Origin of the sequence: Mesorhizobium sp. M7A.F.Ca.CA.004.12.1.1 (assembly GCF_003997835.1) — a bacterium.
Taxonomy (GTDB): Bacteria; Pseudomonadota; Alphaproteobacteria; order Rhizobiales; family Rhizobiaceae; genus Mesorhizobium.
In genome coordinates this window covers 1-2,928 of the sequence record NZ_RZRK01000757.1, presented here as the reverse complement: position 1 = coordinate 2,928, position 2,928 = coordinate 1, and the positions used below count along the sequence as shown (strand labels likewise).

Genomic DNA, 2,928 nt, shown 5'->3' with positions numbered 1-2,928 from the left:
GTGATGTGGCTCGATCCGCCGGGGCTGTTTGCCTGCGACGCCGGCAAGGATGCGGAGCATGCCGCGCTCGTCGTGTTCGTCGGCGGGTCGCTCGCGCTGCGCTGGCGTGACCTCGGCGAGGTGGAACTGCGTGCGGGGGTGACCGGCCGGGTGGAGGCAGCCCTTGGCCCGGATGCCGGGGATGTCATCGATTTCAGTTTGCGTGACTGGGTAGGAGATCGCTGGAGCGGCGGCGCGTACAGCGATCTTGTTGTCGACGTGACAGCAAGAGATGCCGAGCGAACGATCCTTGCCGGCGCACCGCCGGTGTATCTCGCCTGTTCAGAACTCTCGCCGTCGTTTCCGGGGTATGTCGAGGGCGCCATCATTGCCGGGCGTATCGCCGCGCACAAGATCATTGCCGAGCTTCAAGCTCCGGTCTGAGCCTGGTCTTTTCGAAAAACTGTTTGGCAAGATCGGGTCAGGTTGCGCCTCGAGCCCGAGCGCCGTCGAAGCTATGCCCGATTTTGCCCGACTTCGCCCGAATGCTGTTTCGAATTGGTTACAGTGCCAGTCCTTCGCCACCCCATCGTCGTTACAAAGTGCGGATAAGTTCATTTCACCGCCAAAAGAAACTCAGCGAAGGGGAAGGCAATGCATGCGAAAATCCAGACGATCCGCGGCGAGAGCCGCCTTCAGGCTCCAGAGCGCAATGACCGCCGTCCGAAACTGGCGCTGCGCCAGCGGGCCAGCGACCACCCCATGGCGATGTTCATGGTGCTGGCTGCTTGCGCCTTCGTCGGCATGGCGTTCACGCCGACAATCGGGCCGGCCTTCGCTTCGTTGAATCCGCCGTCCAATCTCATCGACGGCGCGCAGACGACGACCAGGACCGCGCGTCTGCCGGTACCGGTGACCGACTTCGCCTGCAAGGGCCAGACCTGGGGTGCCGAGAGTATCGATTGCCTGCGCGCAATCGCCGAACAGTCCGGAACACACAAGAGCCGCGCCATCCGCATGATCGCCACTGCCGCACCGTTGGCCGACACGCCGAATATTTTCTGATTTTGTCGTAGCACGATCCGAAACCGTTCCCGTTTTGGGATCATGTTCTGGACTCCCCGAGCGCTCCCTCCAGCGCGCTCTTCTTCGGCCCCCGCCCCCGGGGGCCTCTTTTTTATCCTTTAAAGGCCGCCTGTTCGGCAATGGCAGACAGCACACTGCGCACATCAAGCGTGCTGAACGGCTTTTCCAGGATCTGCGGCCGCTGCTGTGCCGGCAGGGCCTCGATTTCGGCTTTCGCACCGATCAGGTCGCCTGTGACCAGCACGAAACGCCGCGCCAGGTCAGGCTTTTCGGCGAGCAGCTCGCGATAGATCGATATGCCGCTGACGCCGGGCATGCGCAGGTCCGAAAAGACGATGTCCGGCGGCATGTGGCCGCTCAAAGTGGCGGCGGCCGATTCCCAGACAGGAACGATCCGCGACTTGATGCCCATCAGCTCGAGAATGTCGGAGAGCGAGCCGGCGACATCCGGCTCGTCGTCGATGATCAAGGCATGGCGCAGGCCGCTCGATCGCGGCTGGTTGTCGCCGGCGGTGGCGAGGCCGGCCACGATGGCCGGCAGCTGGACGACGAAACGCGCGCCTCTCGGGAGCACTTCCTCGAACCAGACATTGCCATTGTGCCGCTCGATGATCGATTTCGAGATCGACAGGCCGATGCCGGTGCCGACGCCGACCGGCTTGGTGGTGAAATAGGATTCGAAGATGCGGCCGCGGATCGCTTCCGGCACGCCGGGCCCATTGTCCTCGACCGAGAAGCAGGGATGACCGCGGTCGCTGCGGAACGTCCGCACCTTGATCAGCCGGTCACCGGCAATGCCAGCCAAGGCGTGCTGGCTGTTGATGAGGAAGTTGGCCGCTACCTGCGTCACATGGTCGGCGTCGGCCATGGCCAGCAGCGGGCCGGCGGCGAAATCGGTGTCGATGACGATGCCGCTTGAGCGCGCGCCATAGGCGGTCACTTCGAGTGCCGACCGGATCACCTGGTTGAGGTCGGTCTCGGCCTGTGCCGCGGGATGGAGGCGGACCATCGACAGGAAGCTCTTGACGATGCGGCCGCAGCGCTCGGCCGCGGCGCGGACTTTCTCGGCGCGCACCTTGGTCTGCGGATCGGAAGCGAATTCGTGCAGCAGCGTCGATTGCGCCACAACCACGGCCAGCGGATTGTTGAGTTCGTGCGACACGCCGGCCAGCAACGAACCCATTGCCGCCATCTTCTCGTTCTGGTGCAGCTTCTCGCGCTGCCGGCCGATTTCTTCCTCGGCACGCAATTTGTCGCGCAGGTCGCGGATGGAGCCGAAGATCAGGCGGCGGTCGGCGACCCGCATCTCGGTCGCCGTCAGCTCGATCGGGAACACTTCGCCGGCGGCATTCTGGGTCACCGTCTCGAGCCGCTGGCCGACCATCGGCGCGCCGCGGCCGGACATGTATTCGGCCCCTGAGGCATAGCCCTTGCGGTAGTAGATCGGCACGATCGTATCGAGCAGGTCCTTGCCGAGGATGTCGCTGCGCTGGAAGCCGAACATCTTCTCGGCGGCCGGATTGAATTCGATGATCGAGCCGGTCTCGTCGATGACGACGATAGCGTCGAGCGAGGCCTGCAGCATGGTGCGGCGAATGACCTCGCTGGCGTGGGCGTCGGAGGGCGAGCGCTCGATGGCGTCGCCGATGGCCAGCGCGATGATGTGCAGGGTCGCCTCTTCCTCGTCCGTCCATGCACGCTCGTTGACGCAGTCATTGACTGCCAGCGTCCCCCAGAGATGGCCATGCGCAAATACCGACACCGACAGAAACGACTTGATGTGCTGTTTTTCGAAGTCGGCCCTCAGGAAGCCTTCAAGGTCGCGCGTATGCCCGGCGAACACCTTGCCTTGCCTCTCGTCCT

Annotated in this window: 3 protein-coding genes; 2 read left to right on the top strand and 1 reads right to left on the bottom strand. The window is 63.9% G+C overall.

Annotation, left to right across the window (positions count from 1 at the left end):
- Positions 1-423, top strand: a 423-nt coding sequence (locus EN984_RS28995; protein ID WP_206517502.1) for an FAD-dependent oxidoreductase, incomplete at its 5' end; no start/stop codon positions are given.
- A 210-nt stretch (positions 424-633) separates the two neighbouring features.
- Positions 634-1,044: a hypothetical protein gene (locus EN984_RS28990; RefSeq protein WP_127271289.1), complete on the top strand. Its 411-nt coding sequence runs from the start codon at positions 634-636 to the stop codon at positions 1,042-1,044.
- Positions 1,045-1,156: 112 nt separating this feature from the next.
- Here EN984_RS28990 and EN984_RS28985 read toward each other — a convergent pair.
- Positions 1,157-2,928: ATP-binding protein (locus tag EN984_RS28985; RefSeq protein ID WP_164765719.1), on the bottom strand; the 1,772-nt coding region annotated here is incomplete at its 5' end.